The 17703-nt window shown below is 45.0% G+C and carries 11 protein-coding genes; 3 read left to right on the top strand and 8 right to left on the bottom strand.

Annotation, left to right across the window (positions count from 1 at the left end):
* Nucleotides 1–16: 16 nt before the first annotated feature.
* Together OC193_RS21765 and malT are read right to left on the bottom strand one after the other, a co-directional pair.
* Nucleotides 17–937 carry a DUF368 domain-containing protein gene (locus tag OC193_RS21765; protein ID WP_048662439.1) on the bottom strand — a complete coding sequence of 307 codons (921 nt, stop codon included), beginning with the start codon at nucleotides 935–937 and terminating at the stop codon, nucleotides 17–19.
* 588 nt (nucleotides 938–1525) lie between these two features.
* Entirely contained in the window at nucleotides 1526–4234 is a 2709-nt protein-coding gene (gene malT, locus OC193_RS21760; protein ID WP_048662438.1) for an HTH-type transcriptional regulator MalT, read from the bottom strand.
* A gap of 567 nt (nucleotides 4235–4801) precedes the next feature.
* Here malT and OC193_RS21755 point away from each other — a divergent pair.
* The 3 genes from OC193_RS21755 to glgB all read left to right on the top strand — a co-directional run bounded on the left by OC193_RS21755 (nucleotide 4802) and on the right by glgB (nucleotide 11967).
* Nucleotides 4802–7255: a glycogen/starch/alpha-glucan phosphorylase gene (locus OC193_RS21755; protein ID WP_048662437.1), complete on the top strand. Its 2454-nt coding sequence runs from the start codon at nucleotides 4802–4804 to the stop codon at nucleotides 7253–7255.
* 175 nt (nucleotides 7256–7430) lie between these two features.
* Nucleotides 7431–9611: a 4-alpha-glucanotransferase gene (malQ, locus tag OC193_RS21750; RefSeq protein ID WP_048662436.1), complete on the top strand. Its 2181-nt coding sequence runs from the start codon at nucleotides 7431–7433 to the stop codon at nucleotides 9609–9611.
* 175 nt (nucleotides 9612–9786) lie between these two features.
* The gene (gene glgB / locus OC193_RS21745; RefSeq protein ID WP_048661013.1) at nucleotides 9787–11967 is read left to right on the top strand and encodes a 1,4-alpha-glucan branching protein GlgB; all 2181 of its coding nucleotides are present in this window, start codon (nucleotides 9787–9789) and stop codon (nucleotides 11965–11967) included.
* 62 nt (nucleotides 11968–12029) lie between these two features.
* Here glgB and OC193_RS21740 read toward each other — a convergent pair whose 3' ends face one another.
* The 6 genes from OC193_RS21740 to OC193_RS21715 form a co-directional block, all read right to left on the bottom strand.
* Entirely contained in the window at nucleotides 12030–12506 is a 477-nt protein-coding gene (locus OC193_RS21740) for a hypothetical protein (RefSeq protein ID WP_048662435.1), read from the bottom strand.
* 222 nt (nucleotides 12507–12728) lie between these two features.
* Entirely contained in the window at nucleotides 12729–13568 is an 840-nt protein-coding gene (locus OC193_RS21735) for an energy-coupling factor transporter transmembrane component T family protein (protein WP_048662434.1), read from the bottom strand.
* Nucleotides 13565–15259, bottom strand: coding sequence for an ABC transporter ATP-binding protein (locus tag OC193_RS21730; RefSeq protein WP_048661016.1), 1695 nt, complete (start codon nucleotides 15257–15259; stop codon nucleotides 13565–13567). The genes OC193_RS21735 and OC193_RS21730 overlap by 4 nt, the downstream gene beginning before the upstream one ends.
* A 6-nt stretch (nucleotides 15260–15265) precedes the next feature.
* Nucleotides 15266–15814 carry an ECF-type riboflavin transporter substrate-binding protein gene (locus OC193_RS21725; protein WP_048662433.1) on the bottom strand — a complete coding sequence of 183 codons (549 nt, stop codon included), beginning with the start codon at nucleotides 15812–15814 and terminating at the stop codon, nucleotides 15266–15268.
* A 326-nt stretch (nucleotides 15815–16140) separates the two neighbouring features.
* Entirely contained in the window at nucleotides 16141–17271 is a 1131-nt protein-coding gene (locus tag OC193_RS21720) for an HlyD family secretion protein (RefSeq protein WP_048662432.1), read from the bottom strand.
* Nucleotides 17271–17666 carry a DUF3302 domain-containing protein gene (locus tag OC193_RS21715; protein ID WP_048662431.1) on the bottom strand — a complete coding sequence of 132 codons (396 nt, stop codon included), beginning with the start codon at nucleotides 17664–17666 and terminating at the stop codon, nucleotides 17271–17273. Before OC193_RS21715 ends, OC193_RS21720 begins: the two co-directional genes overlap by 1 nt.
* Between the last annotated feature and the right edge of the window lie 37 nt (nucleotides 17667–17703).

Below are 17703 nucleotides of genomic sequence, written 5' to 3'. Positions count from 1 at the left end.
GCACGATTGTTAGAGATTAGTCAGCATTGCGCTCAGCAAACTTTTCTAACCCCAGCACTAGCGCGATGGCCACCAACATCATGATCACCGATAAAGTGAGTTGAGAAGGTTGAGAAGTTACCGCTTCGAAATTGAACGGAGATAGGTTCTCTTGAATCAGCGGTACTTGCTCACCTTTCGAGTTGATGCGCCAGCTGATGGTCTCTTTCCACGGCCAGATTTTAGGCAGCGTACCGATCATCAAGCCTGTTAAGAATACTAATGTGAAATCGCGGAATGAGCGCAGTAGCCAAGAGAGTACGTGTGAGAAAGTCAGTAGACCAATCACACAGCCACCTAGGAATAGGGCAAGTACATCGATTTGAAACGATTTAACAGCGCCAAGTACCGGACCATACATGCCAATCAGTAGCAGAATAAAGCTGCCTGAAATACCCGGTAAAATCATCGCGCAGATCGCAATCGCACCCGCAATCAAGATGTTGATGCTGGTTGGTTCCATCTGCAATGGCTTAAGCACGGTAATGCTATAAGCGAAGGCAACACCAAGCAGTAAAAAGACGAATCGAATCATATCGCGCTTTTCTACTTGCTTAAGAATATGGAAAACTGACACCAAGATCAGACCAAAGAAGAAAGACCACAGTGGAACAGGGTGCATGACCAATAACCAAGAAATCAGTTTGGCGAATGTTGCAATGCTGGTGAACACGCCCGCGAACAGTGAAATCAGGAAGAAACCGTTGATGTGGTTAAACGCAGCTTTGAAGCCTTCGCGTTTCCATAAGCCAAGTACACTAGGGTTAATTCTGCGAATGCTTTCTAGCAGCGTATCGTAGATACCGGTGATGAATGCGATGGTTCCGCCCGACACGCCAGGGACAACATCGGCAGCGCCCATTGCCATGCCTTTGAAAAAAGTACTTAAGTAGTTCATTGCTTCATAGAGTTGAGGATGATTTTGTGCAGTATACAAACTTTAGTGTAAAAAAAGTATGAATATGCTACTGGGTCGATGCTTTTATTACCTCTTTAATTGTAAGGCAATAAGTTGAAGTGAACTTTGGTCTAATATTTAAAATACAACCACTTAGTGATTTGTCATTAAGAGTATCGATGAAACTGATCTCTTATCGATATTGCATCTTGGTTGCATTATGCAAATGCACTTTGCAATTCGCATGTGAAAATCGCGGTTTTTATGCGATGCAGGGCTTATAAAACGCTAAATTAAAGTTGGCACGCTAACTGCATTGTATTATTTGACCCTTCTTAAGCCGAGGGTCACCTAGCCAACTGACGTTGTTAGTGAACTTATGATTTGTTCACAAATATATAGAGCCAATCGCGATTATTGCGGTTGGCTATTTTTTTGCCTGTCGTTTGGCGATCTCTAGTTTTTATCGGTTACTTCCCATTCTCCAAGCGAAAAAAAAGCCAGCCACCATCGGTGACTAGCTTATGTTTTTCTCGAATCAATTTCGAATCAATTTCGAATCAATCTCGAATCAATCTCGAACCCATTTTAGTACCCCATCAACTGCAGCAAGTTCTCTGCTGTGCTTATCGCTTCTTTACGGTTAGCAATGTTGAGCTTTTGGTACAGATTACGGATGTGAGTCTTGATAGTGGTGCCTGCTACATCAAGCTCTTGAGCGATTTGCTCGTTACTGAACCCGGAATAGATCAAGCCAAGTACTTGCCATTCACGCTGGGTGAGTGGGCTGGTACGCACCAGCTCAGGAATGTTCGGGTGATTAACCAGATTCTCTACAAAGTCTTCATCGAAGTGAACCGAGCGACTGCGTTGAGTTGTCGAGATATCTTTCATGATTTGTTGCGCGCGATGGCGTTCTAAATCACCTAAACCAGGCTTGTTGCTCAACTTATCCAAGATATGTCCGATAGTCCCACCGTCGACCAAGAAATTACCGACCATACCGGTTTGGTTGGTCATGTGTAGGGCTTCTTCTAATAATACACGCGCACTGTCTTCATCGTTGATCTGGGTGCGTAATACCGCTTCAACGATCAAGTTTCTGTTGGTATCAGTAATCAGATGCGAACGCTGAGCTTCACTCTTTAAGAACGCCAAAGCTTCTTCTGCTTCTTCGTATTGCTCAAGGATGATGTGAGCACGCACGATGTTACGCCATTGAAGCTGACAGAAGTGGTTGCTTGCTGATTCAGGGCGAACAGCAACGCTCAACCAGTCACGGATTGCGTCTTTGTCGCCTTTCACTTGCCAGAATAAGATCAGAGACAACGAGGCATTCGCAGTCCAATCTACGTGGTAAGTTGATTGACGTAACAAGTGCTGAATTTGGTCGATAAATTTCGACGCTTTATCTATCTCGCCGCGGCTCAATGAAATACGAGCCAACATAGAGTAGCTGTGCAGGTGTTTACTCGGCGAGTGGTGACCAAGGATATCTAACCCTTTGTAGCAACACTCTTCCGCTTCATCTAGTCGGTTCCAACACCAGAAGATCTGGGCGCGAACACGCAGCAAGAACTCATGCAAAGGCACGTATTGAAGCTGGTGCTCTTCAATCAATTTGAATGCACTGTCTTGTAGCTCAAATGCAGCTTGAACATAACCTTGAGCAATCAAGATTTCGCTTTGTTGCAGAATCGCCCACAGAGCCTGATGGTAAACCTGATACTGACGTGCCAGTTTTTCTGTTTGTTGCATCATCGGTAGTGCACGACTGAGGTTACCCATTACGTGATTCACTTCGCCAACAACCGAGGTTGCAACAATACGGCTACGATAAACAGTGGTGTTCAGTTGGCTCAACGAAAGCTCAGCCAGTTCTAACGCTTTTTCAGGTTCATTGCTGTTGATGGCAACTTGGGCGCGCAAGGCGTTGTATTGACCTTGCTGCTGAGTATCGAGTTCAATGTTTCGAGCTTGATATTGAGTCTCTGCCTCTTCCAGCAAAGTACCCACTTGGTCATAACGGTGCTGACTTTGTGCAAGCCACGCGCGCAACATGGACAGTTTAGGCTCACTGTAAAGTTGATCCGTGGTCAGTTGCTTGATCGCCATCTCTAAAGATGAAAGCTCACCTTGGTTGAACATCGGCCAACCGTGTTCAGTCAGGATTTGAATGATCAGTTCTGGATCTTCAGCGCGCTGTGCGTGGCGTAGTGCTTGGTGTGGTGTGTTTTGCTTGATCCACGCTTTTGCCGCACTTCGATGCAGTTCTGCTTCCTGTTGAGGGATTCGAGCTTGACGCTCATGTGCGAGGAATTCACCAAATAAGTTATGGAAGCGATACCAGTTCTTTTCGCCCTCAAGTGGGTAGATGAACAAACCAAAACGGTTGAGTGATTCGATCATACCTAACGCATCTTCGCGCTGTGTAAGTGCACACACAAGCTCATCGTTGAAGTGATCAAGCACAGAACATTGCATCAAGAACTGTCGGGTTTCTTTGTCTAGCAGGTCGAATACTTCTTCAACCAAGTAGTCCCAAAGATGGGCGTGGTTAAAGTGAGAAAACGACTCTGCGGACTGTGCAAGGGTGCGTTTTTGGTGCTGTGCTTGCAGCGCGATAAGTTGCAGAGCAGAAGGCCAACCCTCTACATAGTTACAGATACTGTCTGCGGTGATGTCATCAATGCCATCAGCAACACGTTGGTTGAAAAAACGTGTGGTTTCTTCGGTATCAAACGCCAACGAGTCATTACCCAATTCGATCATTAAATCACGAACGCGCAGGTTTGCTGTACCAAGTGGTGGTGTACCACGACTGGTTACAACTAGCGTTAGGTTGTCGGGCATGTGTTTAAGAAAGAAGCGCATTGCTTCGTGGATGTCGTCATTGTTGACCAAATGATAGTCATCCAACACTAGAAAACATTCGTGATGGAATTCAGACATTTCGGCGAACACTTCACTCAATAAAGAATGCAGCGATGAAAATTGTCGTTTTTCTGCTAATTTTTGGGCATTCGGACAGGCATTTTGAGTCGCTTTATTAAGTGATTGAAGTAGGTAGTTGATAAAGCGGAAGGCATCGTTGTCACTATCATCAATGCTGTACCAACCCACATTGGGTTTATCTACCAACCATTGTGCAGCCATGGTGGTTTTGCCGTAGCCCGCTGGAGAGCGGAACAACACAAGCTTATAGCAATCTGCGTTCTGAAGCAGATCGAGAACCCTAGGTCGTAGGATTGCATTATGTAAGCGGCCGGGACGAGTTAGTTTCGATGGGATCCACATGTCGAAGTTTTTCACCTATTCCGTGGCTATGTTCAGAATTATCCCAATCTATCGTTGAGTGCAATCCAATGACATTAGCCTAATTACTTAAGTCTTCACTCATATTACGTGAAGCAAAACGGCACCGACTATGATCCTCCTCAGAAACCTTGCGCTTCTGCATGTTTTTGGGTGTCTACGCCCTTTATTTGAGACTTTGATCACGTTGTTGGTTGGTTCGTGAATGTGACTTTGTTCTTCCCTACACGGGAATCTATGCAAAGGATGAGAGCGAGAAATTATTTTCGTGATCTGAAACTCAGATTTGATAATGACTGTAATCTGGTTAAATAAAAGTCACATCAATTGAAGTTAAGTTATCGAACGGGAGCTTGTGATCTTAGTCACTCCAACTTTTTGTTCGAAGTCAGAACATGAGAGTCAGATCACTAACCCTAAGTCGGTACGCCCCCTACGCCCTCCTATCTACTCCTAGTCAGTCGCGTTAGCGGGAGGATGTTTAGTTTATGGTGACCATGCACGATATGTCACAGATGAATTAGAACTATTAAAAGCGAGATTTCTGAAATGAAACCAACTCAGCAAAAAACTTTCGATAAAGTGTCGTTCCAAGAAAGCGTTAAGAAGCATTTATCTGCAACCTACGCAACAACTATTGAAAACGCGGATAGCCGCGCATGGTACCTAGCAATGGGTCGCGCATTAGCAGAACTCACAACATTCGACCTGCTAGAAACTGAAAACGATGAAAAAATTAAGAACGCGAAAAGCGTTAACTACCTTTCATTAGAGTTTTTGATTGGCCGTCTGACAGGTAACAACCTGATCAGCATGGGTCTATACGAACAGATCACTCATGCAATGGAAGAGCTAGGTCAAAACCTAACTGACCTTCTAGAAGAAGAACGCGACCCATCACTAGGTAATGGTGGTCTTGGTCGTCTAGCTGCTTGTTTCATGGATTCTTGTGCTGCTCAAGAATACCCAACAGTAGGCTACGGTCTTCACTACGAGTATGGTCTATTCAAACAATCTTTCCAAGACGGCCGCCAACAAGAAGCACCTGACGCATGGCGCGGTGTTGAAGGTTACCCGTGGGAAGTCGCTCGTCCAGAACTAGCACAACACATTGGTTTTTACGGTCATGTAGAAGTTGAATTCATCGACGGTAAAGAAGTACGTACTTGGGTTCCAGGTATGGAAGTAAAAGCAATGCCTTGGGATCTACCTATCGTAGGTTACGAGTCAAACACGGTTTACCCGCTACGTCTTTGGGAATGTCAGGCAATCGCACCATTCTCACTAGCAAGTTTTAATAACGGTGATTACTTCGAAGCACAACACTCGTTAATCGATGCAGGTAACATCACTAAAGTACTTTACCCGAACGACAACCACGAGAAAGGTAAGACTCTGCGTCTAATGCAGCAGTACTTCCACTCAGCAGCGTCTGTTCGCGATATTCTACGTCGTCACGAAGCAGCAGGTTTTTCTCTAGAAGATCTGCCTAAGCAAGAAACGATTCAGCTTAACGATACGCACCCAACAATTGCGATTCCTGAGCTAATGCGCATCTTGATTGACGAGAAAGGTCTATCTTGGGATCAAGCATGGGAAATCAGTGCTCATACGTTCGCATACACGAACCACACACTACTTCCTGAAGCACTAGAGACTTGGTCTGAATCACTGATCAACCGTCTTCTTCCACGTCACATGGAAATCATTTTTGAAATCAACCACCGCTTCATGCAAGAAGTTCGCAAGATGTGGCCTGGTGACGGTGAGAAGCAAGCGAAGCTTTCTATCATTCAAGAAGGTTTCCACCGTATGGTTCGCATGGCAAACCTATGTGTGATTGGCTCTTACAAAGTAAACGGTGTAGCTGCGCTTCACTCTCAACTGGTTAAGAAAGACTTGTTCCCAGAGTTCAACGAAATCTTCCCAGGTAAACTGACTAACGTAACGAACGGCATTACGCCACGTCGTTGGTTGAAGTTCTGTAATCCAGGTCTATCTACGCTAATTACTGGCAAGATCGGTACTGAGTGGCCTGCAAAACTTGAGCAGTTAGAAGGTATCGCTAAGTTTGCAACAGACGCGAAATTCCAAAAAGAATTCATGGCTGTTAAGAAAGAAAACAAACAGCGTCTTGCTGATTGGGTTCAAGAGAACATGGGTATCGAACTAGATACTAACGCTATCTTCGATGTGCAGATCAAGCGTCTACACGAATACAAGCGTCAGCACCTAGACTTGCTACATATTCTGTCTCTGTACCACCGTATTCTAAACGAACCTGGTTTCGAGTGTGAGCCACGCGTATGTTTCTTCGCAGCGAAAGCAGCTCCGGGTTACCACCTAGCGAAAGAGATCATCTTCGCGGTTAACAAAATCGCAGATAAGATCAACAACGATCCTCGCATCGGCAACAAGCTTAAAGTGGTATTCATCCCTGACTACCGTGTAAGCATGGCTGAAATCATCATCCCTGCAGCAGACGTTTCTCAGCAAATCTCACTGGCTGGTAAAGAAGCATCTGGTACGGGCAACATGAAGATGGCTCTAAACGGCGCGCTAACTATCGGTACGATGGATGGCGCGAACGTTGAGATTCGTGAAGAAGTTGGTGATGAAAACATCTACATCTTCGGCCTAGATGTTGATGGTGTTCAAGCACTGAAAGCTCAGGGCTACAACCCATACGACTACTACAATGCTGACCCACTACTGAAAGCATCTCTAGATCTACTGACTGGTGATGAGTTCACTCCAGGTCAACCAGGTCTTCTACGTGCAACGTTTGATAGCCTGCTAGACGGTGGTGACCCTTACCTATGTCTTGCTGACTTCGCATCTTACGTCAAAGCGCACGAAGACATGGGTACGCAATACAAAGACCAAGCAGGTTGGGCTAAGAAAGCGATTCTTAACACCGCATTGGTTGGTAAGTTCACATCAGACCGCTCTATCCGCGACTACGTGAACAACATCTGGAAACTTGAAGCGGTTAACCGTTAATACTTCCAAAGTAGCCAAGGCAGTTTCTGCCTTGGCTCAATTAGCTTGTGAGCAAACAGATGGCTTATCCGATAGCAATGCTTACAAACTGATTGCCACAAGCTAATTGATTAGTAAAAAATTAAATTAACAACCCTACAAAATAGAAAGCGTCAGAACGTTTTCGGAGAGAGCGATGAAAGAACAGACCGTATTAAAACAAGTCGCAGAAATGGCAAACATTGCCGACAGTTACGTTAGTGCGTGGGGCGATGAAGCACAAGTATCAGACGAGACGATTACGTCTCTATTGGCTTCGTTGGGCTACGATACAAGCAGCGATGATGCACTGCTTAAGTCAGCAGAAAGAAAACACAAAAAAGATGTACTAGACCCAGTTCTTGTCTTGCGTGATGGTGAGCCAGTAGAAGTGGCGCTTAATCTAGGTGTAAGTGCTCGTGAAAGTGAGTTCAGCTGGCGCTTAGAAACCGAGCAAGGAGAGGTACTTGAAGGCTATCTTCAATCTCAAGTCGTTCGTGATGAGCGTGCTGAGGGTGGCCCTTTAGTGTTTGCATTGCCAAGTGATTTGGCATGGGGTTATCACAAGCTAATTGTGAGCCGTAAGCGCCGTAAGAAGCCTTACGAGATGACACTGATTATTACGCCAAAAGCGTGTTTCAAGCAGTCACCAATCGAGCAAGGCAAAAAGCTGTGGGGACCAAGTGTTCAACTTTACACACTAAGAACTCAGCACAACTGGGGTATTGGTGATTTCGGTGACCTAAAACAGCTTGTTGCTGATATCGCTTCTCGCGGCGGTGATTTCGTTGGTCTAAACCCAATCCACTCATTGTTCCCTGCGAACCCTGAAGGCGCGAGCCCATACAGCCCGTCTTCTCGTCGCTGGTTGAACATCCTATACATTGATGTGAGTTCAGTACCTGAATTCGCACTAAGTGCAGAAGCACAACAAACCGTAGGCAGCGCAGAGTTCCAGCTGCGTCTACAAAAAGCGCGTGAAGCACACTGGGTAAACTACACTGAAGTGTCTGAGCTGAAGATGAGCATCTTGCCTTTGCTATTTGCAGAGTTTAAGACTCGTCATTTAGACAAGAACAGCGACCGTGCACAAGCGTTCTTAGCCTTCGTAGAAGAGGGGGGCGACAGCCTAATGCATCAAGCCGCGTTTGATGCTCTACATGGTGAACTACACGCTGAAGATTCTGGCATGTGGGGGTGGCCGGTATTCCCTGAGAAGTACCGTACATTCGACAGCCCAGCGACACAGAAGTACATCAAAGAGAACCTAGAAAACGTTCATCTGTACATGTACCTACAATGGCTAGCAGATTGCCAGATCAACGATGCACAGTCTCTTGCTGAAGAGAAAGGCATGGCTGTTGGCCTGTACCGTGACTTAGCGGTAGGTGTTGCAGATTCGGGCAGCGAAACTTGGGCTGATGAAGGCAACTTAGTGATGGATGCGAGCATTGGTGCTCCACCTGATATTCTTGGTCCTCTAGGCCAAAACTGGGGCTTACCACCACTGAACCCAGAAGTGCTTCAAGAAACAAGCTACGATGCTTACATCAAGCTACTTCGTGCGAACATGAAACATTGTGGTGCACTGCGTATTGACCACGTTTTAGGTCTACTGCGTTTGTGGTGGATTCCAAAGGGTGAAAACGCAACCAAAGGCGCTTACATCTACTACCCAGTACAAGACATGCTGTCGATTCTTGCGCTCGAATCTCACCGTTACCAATGTAGCGTTATCGGTGAAGATTTAGGCACGGTGCCTGATGAGATTGTAGACATCCTAGCAGATGCTGGCGTGCACTCTTACAAAGTGTTCTTCTTTGAAACATCAGAAGAAGACGGTGGTTTCATCTCACCGAAACACTATGCATCACAATCAATGGCGGCACTGTGTACGCACGATATGCCAACATTACGTGGCTTCTGGCACTGTGATGACTTGAAGATGGGCCAAGAGATTGGTTTATACCCAGATGCAGCACAGCTAGAAACTCTGTTCGATGACCGTCTTGAGTGCAAACAAGGTATCTTAGACTCAGTGGCATGGCATGGTTTCCTACCTGAAGGTGTGGGTCGCGATGCAAGCAAAGTACCGATGGATTCTTACCTTGCTGAAGCTCTTCAACTGCACGTAGCAGCTGGTGGTTCAACACTATTGAGTGTTCAGCTGGAAGATTGGTTAGAGATGGATAAGCCGGTAAACATTCCTGGCACGGTCGATGAGTATCCTAACTGGCGTCGTAAACTATCAATGAACTTGGACGAAATCTTTGCTCATGAAGGCGTTAATCGTATCGCTTCTAAGCTAACTGACGTTCGAGAAAAAGCAGGTAAGTAATGACGTTGAGTGACTTGAAATTAGGTGGTTTTTTGCTTACGCCGTACGAAACTACAACCTCGGTCACTCAATAATGAATGCTCATCTGGTAGAATAAACCGTCGTTATATTGCCCGCACTAATAGCGGGCATTTTTGTATTATATTTTTTGGATGTTTGGTTAGGGAGAAACGTTTTGGAACTAAGTTCGATTTCAAAGCAAAAACAAATATATACCCAACTATCACAGGCTTGCTTCACAGACCCATTTGCGTTTTTAGGTCCATACTTACCTTCTGATCAAGGTGCATTACGTGTATGGATTCCTGGAGCAGATAAAGTCGAGTTGATTGTTGGAAAGGAACCTCGTATTGAGTTATCGCGAGAGGGTGAAAGTGGTTTCATTCTTAAGCAAGAGAGAGATTTGCGTTTCACTCACTATAAGCTTGCGGTTGATTGGGCTGGTGTAGAACAGATCATCGATGATCCGTACCAGTACCACGATCTGTACGCGAGCTACGAAGATCTTCACACACCGAAAGATATGTACCATCACATGGGGGCTCAGTTTATTACGCTAGAGCGTGATGGACAGACGATTGCAGGTACTCGTTTCTTGGTGTATGCACCGCACGCAACAGCGGCAAGCTTGATAGGTAACTTCAACGCTTGGGATGGTCGCCGCCACCCAATGCAACGCTTAGATTACGGTATGTGGGGCCTATTCATTCCTGAACTGGAAGAGGGCGCTCAATACAAGTTTGAATTAAAAGGACCAAATGGCGAAGGCTTACCGCATAAAGCCGACCCATGGGGTTTTTACTCAGAGCAATACCCATCATTTTCTTCTGTGACTTACGATCACGCTCGTTACGAGTGGCAAGATACTAAGTGGCAGAATCGTCCAGTGACGCAAAAGCGTAAAGAAGCGCTTTCGTTCTATGAACTGCACGCGGGTTCTTGGAAGCGTAACGCTGAAGGTGAGTTCTTAAATTATCGCGAGCTTGCGGCAGAGCTGATCCCATACCTAACAGATCTTGGCTACACGCACGTTGAGCTAATGCCAGTTTCAGAGCACCCATTCTACGGTTCTTGGGGCTATCAGCCAGTAGGTCTATTTGCACCGACTAGCCGTTTTGGTTCTCCAGATGATTTCAAATACTTCGTCGATCAATGTCACCAAGCGGGTCTTGGTGTTGTTCTGGATTGGGTTCCTGCTCACTTCCCAAGTGATGATCACGGCCTAGCAAACTTCGACGGTACGCCATTGTTCCATGATCCAGATCCACGTCGTGGTTGGCACCAAGATTGGAACTCGTACATTTACGATTTAGGCAAAGAGCATGTACGTCGCTTCTTAGTTTCTAACGCATTGTACTGGTTCGAGCAATTCCACATTGATGGCATTCGTGTTGATGCAGTCGCTTCGATGCTTTACCTCGATTACTCGCGCAGCCATGATCAATGGATTCCGAACGCAGACGGCGGCAACGAAAACTACGATGCTATCGCTACGCTTAAGTGGATGAACGAAGAAGTATACAAGCACTTCCCGAATGCGATGACAATTGCTGAAGAGTCTACTGCTTTCCCGGGTGTTTCAGCACCGACCTTTATGGGCGGCTTAGGTTTCGGCTTTAAGTGGAACATGGGTTGGATGCACGATAGCTTGTCTTACATCCAAGAAGATCCAATCAACCGTAAATATCACCACGATACGATTACCTTCCCGTTAGTTTACGCTCACAGTGAGAACTACGTATTGTCTCTGTCTCACGATGAGGTGGTTTACGGTAAGGGCTCTATCCACAACAAGATGCCTGGTGATGAATGGCAGCAAACGGCAAACCTTCGTGCTTATATGGGTTACATGTATGCTCAGCCGGGTAAGAAGCTGAATTTCATGGGTGCAGAATTTGGTCAGACGGCCGAATGGAACCATGATGACCAATTGCAATGGTTCTTGTTAGATTATGATCGTCATCAAGGTGTTCAGCGTTTAACGAAAGACCTGAATAATCTGTACCGCTCTGAAGCTGCAATGCACGATCTTGATTTTGACCCGAAAGGCTTTGAGTGGCGTCTACAGGACTCTGCTGAAGCGAGCATTCTTGCACATGAGCGCATCAGTGAATCTGGTGAGCGTGTATTAGTTGTCTCTAACTTTACACCAGTTCCTCACGAGCATTTCCGCTTAGGTGTTCCTGCAAAAGGTGAGTACTCACTACTGTTGAATACAGACTCAACTGATTATGCGGGCAGTGGTTTTGAAGTGAAGCAGACAGCTGAGATTGAATCGGTAGAAAGCGAAGGTCTAGACACTTCGATTGAGCTGCGTTTACCGCCACTTTCAACAATATTCTATAAGTTGAAATAAGCGCTAGCTTAAAATAAGACGGGAGCCGAAAGGCTCCCATTTTTTTGTTGTCAGTTGCTGTTTTACGCTGGAGTTCTACTAAAATTGGTGAGTTGTAGTAGTGAGCGTCCAATGACCACTTCAATGATCGCCCTTGCATCAGCCCCGAACCTTTCAGTCATCTTTTGGCGAAATTCACCATCAACTTGTAAGTTGAACTCTTCTGGAACACAGTTTTGCGATGCATGGAAAAACATTAGTTTGATAGAGTGTCTAAAAGGTTTTTCAGTAAGTGCGCTTTGCCAAGAGCGATAAAACGTCTCCTGATCTGAAAAGTCTAATGACTTCATCATAATAGCTAATACGTGTTCATGTAAGACAGTTCTTACTGCACGTGTTGAAGGATAGTACCCTTGCAACGTAGTTAAACTAATGCCGATTTCTTGAGCAATCCTTGCATAAGTTAGCGCTTCATGTCCTTCTGCTAGAAAAAGATTTAATACGATTTCATCGTAGTTTTTTTGATTTTCTATTTTCTGAGCTTGGGTAATTCGAGCCATTACAAATCTCTATTGAGTGTAACATTCTGTAAACACATATATTAATAGTTTCTTATAGAGATCTCAAAGCCTAGAGGTAATAAAAACGTCAGTTTATCGTCAAAATTCGATAGATATAGATCGTTCGCTTGAATTTCAACCAGCTCTAAGTCCATATAAAAACACCGCTCTATTGAGCGGTGTGTTATCTAAAGTCTTTGTTTATATTGCTAATTCAGAAAGCTAGAACGGATACCAAAATAACTGCGGCTCTAGAATGCGTTTCGCAATGGCTAACACCACGATAAAAGCGATGATACTCAAACAAACAAAGTCGATACGTTTCAAAGGTGCATAGCTATACCAAGTGCGAGATTTATGTCGTCCGAAACCGCGCAGTGTCATCGCATTTGAGATCTCATCTGCTCTATCCAAGCTTGAAAAAATCAATGGCCCTAACACTTTAGCAACATTTTTGATGCGAGTAATGAATGGTGCTTTCTTGGAAAGTTCTACTCCACGAGCTTGTTGAGCGTGCATGATATTGATGAAGTCCTTCTTAACCTCAGGCAAGTAACGCAGGGTTAAACTCACCGCATAAGCAATTTTGTAAGGAACTCCGATACGGTTGAGACTCGCTGCAAACTCAGTTGGATGCGTTGTGAAGACAAAAATCAACGCTATCGGGAACATGCTCATGTACTTGAGCGTGACAGTGACTAAGTAAAACAGAGTCTCTTGGCTCAATGAGTAATTGCCAGGAAGCGTCAATAATAATGTTTCACTGCCGATGAGCTCTGTACCTTGCTGTGGAGCCAATAGATACATGAACAAAGCATTTAGGCTCAGAACACTTGCAGTACCAATCAATAGCGGCTTGTAAACACGAACAGGAACTTGAGTCAGCTTTAATAGATATAAGCCAGTCAGGATCAAAACAACGATGAGTCTAAGATCGAACGTTGTAAGAACAACGGTTACCCAAGCTAAAAACAGTGCAAACTTGGTGATGCCATTGAGAGCGTGTAGCGGTGATTTGGTATCAATGTAATTGATGCCGAATTTTACTTTTGATGCATTCATTGAGCACTTCTCTCGTAGTCGATGAAGTACTGCATAAATGCATTGGTGTCGTCGATTTTCATCATGGTCGCGAGTTCATAAATGCTGGTGGTACAAAGATTTGCGCGTTCTAACAGCGAAGGCTGACTGAATACTTCTGTCATCGCGGTATTGGCAATCAGCTTGCTGTCTGCAATCACGATTGAACGTGTGGTGTACTCTAGAACGAGGTGCATGTCGTGTGAGATGATTACAACAGTAATACCCAAATCACGATTAAGCTTTTGGATGAATGCCAGCATCGATGTGTAGTTACGGTAGTCTTGACCTGCAGTCGGTTCATCCAAGATAAGAAGCTCAGGCTCCAGTACTAGGATAGAAGCGATGGTTACACGTTTTTTCTGACCGTAGCTCAGTGCTTCGATCGGCCAGTGGCGGAACTTACTCAGACCACATAGCTCAAGAACATGCTCTACTTTTTCTGTGATTAGCTCTTCTGCAATGTTGCGGTTACGAAGACCAAAAGCAATCTCATCAAAAATCATATGATGCGAGATCATATGATTGGGGTTCTGCATCACGACACCGACTTTCTGACTTCTTTCAAAGATAGAAAGTTCAGATAGGTCTTCACCATTCAGATATGAAGAGCCTGAATCGGCATCGATTACACCCATGATGAGTTTAGTGATGGTAGATTTACCTGAACCGTTTTTGCCCAGAATCGAAACAAACTCACCTTTGCCAATCTTGAAGCTCACATCTTCGAGTGCGTTTTTCTCGCCGTCGTAAGAATAAGTCAGACCATGAACTTCGAGTAAAGGTTGATACTGCTTCTCTGCTACCGGGGCAGGGCGCTCAGCAAACCATGCTTGAACGGCAGGACGGAACCTTTTGTAATCTAAAGCCTTGAGGTTTGACAGCTTGTCTTCGCTGGTTAGTGGGGCTTTCGCCGCCTTAAGCGCCGACAAGTAAAGCGGTTCACGAATACCGTGTGTATCAAGTAATTCAGAAGCCAAGATTTCATCGGGTGTCGTGTCAGCAACGATTTCACCACGTTCCATTAAGATCACACGGTCGATATCGCGATGTAGAACATCCTCAAGGCGGTGTTCGATAATCACGATGGTCTTGTTGGTTTCTTTATGCAGCTGGTCGATGATCTCAATCGTTGCCTTACCCGTTTTAGGGTCAAGGCTTGCTAGAGGCTCATCAAACAACAAGATATCAACGTCGTCAACTAAGATGCCCGCTAATGATACTCGCTGCTTTTGACCACCAGAAAGGTCATGAGGTGAACGCTCAAGCATGCCCGCTAGGTCGACCATTTTTGCAGTCGACTTAACTAACGGGTACATGTCAATGTTCGACATTAACTGGTTTTCCAATGCGAATGCGATATCTTCGCCGATACTTAAGCCGACAAATTGGCTGTCAGTATCTTGCAATACCGTGCCGACTTGCTCGGTATAGTCGTGCATTGAAAACTCAGAGATGTTCTTGCCGTTGATCTCTAAAGAGCCGGTGACCTCACCCTTAATCGCGTGAGGGATTAGACCGTTAAGACACTGACCTAGGGTAGATTTACCACTACCACTTGGTCCAATAATGACGATTTTCTCTCCTTTCTCTATCCTTAGATTGATATTTTTTAGCGTCGGTTTATCCAGCGACTCATATCTAAAAGAGAAGTTCGAAAATGCTATAGTCATTATCGCTTATGCCTCAGTCAGGTTGCGGCTTTGTTTGTTACGCTTAGCGACTGATTTTAGGATCAGGAAGCCAACAACAGCGATCAGAACGGTATTACCCGCTGCGATGATAGACAGTTGAGTGAAGACTTTAGTAAACGGTTCTGCGTATAAGATGGTATCTAGGAATGCAGAACAGCCGTAGCCGACAACATTACCTGCGAGAGCCAGTACGACAAATAGCGCAAAATCTTTCATTGGCAGTTCGCCTTGTTGAAGACGGTTTTTAGTCATCATAGGAAATAGACCAATAACCATGCCCACGATACCTGAGCCCAATACCCAAGTTAGCCATACGCCCCAGCCTGCGAATAAGTCTGTTACCCAGTGGCCAATGAAGCCGACCAAGAAGCCTACAATTGGGCCGAACAAAACAGAAAACAGTGCTAGAACTGCCATTGCTGGTTTCAATGTCGTGTTCGCAAACACTGGGACACCAAACATAGGTAAACCACCAATGCCGTACAGTGCCGCGCCAATGGCGATAACGACGACTGTTTTAGCTGAAAAGTTCATAGATAACCTCGAATACTGAAAGATAAAACATGATAAAGAACGAATATTCGCCATTATTACTATGCGTCTCAATGAGAACGTTTTTTGGGCAAATATAAAAAATAAGGCGCGCATTATACAGTAGAACCCTTCCATAAGGGAAGGTAAGTGTCTAGATGTCTAAAATTCCATCTGAACACCTAGATATGATGAAAAATACGCAAATTTACGGTTAATCAAACAACAAAAAAGCCAGAGCGGGTCTGGCTTTTTCATTCATATTAACAATGTGTTAGTTCCATTGAAGGGCTAAGTATCGTTAATTTCTTGGTCTAGATGACACTTACTTAGTGATCTAGGTATAGATAGTTCTGCCAGCTCTTCATACGAATAAGCACCTTACGCATGATAGATACGTGAGTGAAGCTGTCTGAATAAACGGAAACCTCAACTGCAGTACCCATAGGTAGATGGTATTCAGATAGGTCATCTGTGATGGTTAACTTAACAAACACGCGACCACTGGTGCGCAGAGCATCAGTACCTAGTAAAGCACCTCGAGCTTGGAATTGGCTCTCACCAATCGCAGGCAATACTTCATCAATACGGCCTTTAAATACTTTGCCAGGCAGAGCTCTGAATAAGAACTCAGCCTCGAACCCTGGTTGCAGACGCTGCAATGAGTTTTGTCTAAAGGCAGCGGTGTAGAACTGAGCTTCGGTGTGAACAAACGTCATCACAGGCGCCAGTGGAAGTGGTACTGCCATGACACCCGGTCGAAGAGCCAGTTGCGTCACGTAACCGTCTGTTGGCGCGCGAACCACAGTCTGTTCTAAGTCAAACTGAGCTTTACGCAATTCCGCTAAGAGGCTTAACACCGCAGTGTTCTCACCACCTATCTCAGAATCCAAAGCAATTTTTGTTCTTTCTAAGGTCGCATCTGCCACTTTAACGGCAGCTTCTGATGCTTTATAAGCTTGTCTGCGAGTATCCAGTTGTTGCTCAGTAAAGGCGCCGCTGTCGTAGCCGCGTTTGTAACGTGAGAATTCACGTTGGGCTTTATCTCTCTCAGCAATCGCTTTGATTCTCGCTGCTTCTGCTTCAGCAACATCAGATTCCATTCCTAGCGCACCCTGGCTAGCTTCTTTTACTTTCGCCTCTAATCTTGCGACCTCAGCCTCGAACGGAATAGGATCGATTTTGAAAAGAATATCGCCTTTTTTTAGAGGTTTATTCGCTTCCACAGGCACTTCGATTACTTTGCCTCGAACACCAGAAACAATCGGTGTTGTTGAGTAAACTTGGTTACCGATTTGCGTGAACGGATGGTTGTAGTTCATCAATAGAATCAAAGTACCTATGAGTACGACCCCACCAAGTACCGCAGTTGGAACCGTCCACTTGTTTAGAGGGATATTGAATACTTTGAAAATCGTAATACAAAGTGCCGCGTAGGTCATTATCAGCAGTAAATCCATTACTTAGCCTCCTGATCTTGAACGTTGGTGGTCTCTTTCTCTGTGCTGTTTTGCACAGTAGCCGCTTGTTTGAGTTGGGCAATTTCGTCCTGAAGTGTGCTCACTTGGTCGATTAGAGAGTCGACACGATGATGAATATCGTGTTGTTCTTCTTCTAATTTAGCAAAGCCCCAGCCACGATCTTTGCGCCACAACGTAGCCCAAATCCAAAGGAACGGCCAAATAGTGTGTAAAGTGAATAGGCTAACCCAGCCTGAGACGTGAATGGCATCTTGATGAGGGTGGTTGCGTTCTTTCGCAATTTCATAGGGAATATCGTGAATAACGATGATGCCGTAAAAGATGACTAATGCTACGAAAATCAGTAGACCGAGTGCAAAGTAGTCTAAAAACATAACAGATCCTTGTAATGTTAGATGTTAAGTTATAAAT

Source organism: Vibrio crassostreae (assembly GCF_024347415.1).
In the GTDB taxonomy this organism is placed as follows: Bacteria; Pseudomonadota; Gammaproteobacteria; order Enterobacterales; family Vibrionaceae; genus Vibrio; species Vibrio crassostreae.
The sequence above is the reverse complement of the archived record's forward strand: the minus strand, read 5'-3'. Positions and strand labels throughout refer to the sequence as shown.